We start from the raw sequence: 296 nt of genomic DNA on the forward strand, positions 1-296 counted from the left end.
TATTTAAAATACCGCTACCATTTTTAGAAGTAATAGTTCCACCATTTTCAATGGTGATGCCGTGTGTTTGAACATCTGCATCTTTTTGTCCTATGGTTCCAGTATTAATAATACCACCATTATCACCTTGAATGGTTCCAGATACGGTGATGCTTGTATTTACTTGTTTGCCTGCTCCTATATAAATACCAGCATTACCACCTTCTAATCTACCTTTTACGTCTATGCCTTCGCCTTCAATATCTCTATCACTTCCATCAATGTGGATTGCATCATTTCCTGCTTTAATAACGCCT

The 296-nt window shown here is 37.2% G+C and carries 1 protein-coding gene; it reads right to left on the reverse strand.

Annotated features, from left to right (window positions below; all coding sequences use genetic code 11):
- The coding region (locus tag JG677_RS08690; protein ID WP_442778904.1) for a hypothetical protein at positions 1–296 on the reverse strand (296 nt) is incomplete at both ends.

This window comes from Campylobacter sp. TTU-622 (assembly GCF_016598965.1).
Lineage (GTDB): Bacteria > Campylobacterota > Campylobacteria > Campylobacterales > Campylobacteraceae > Campylobacter_D.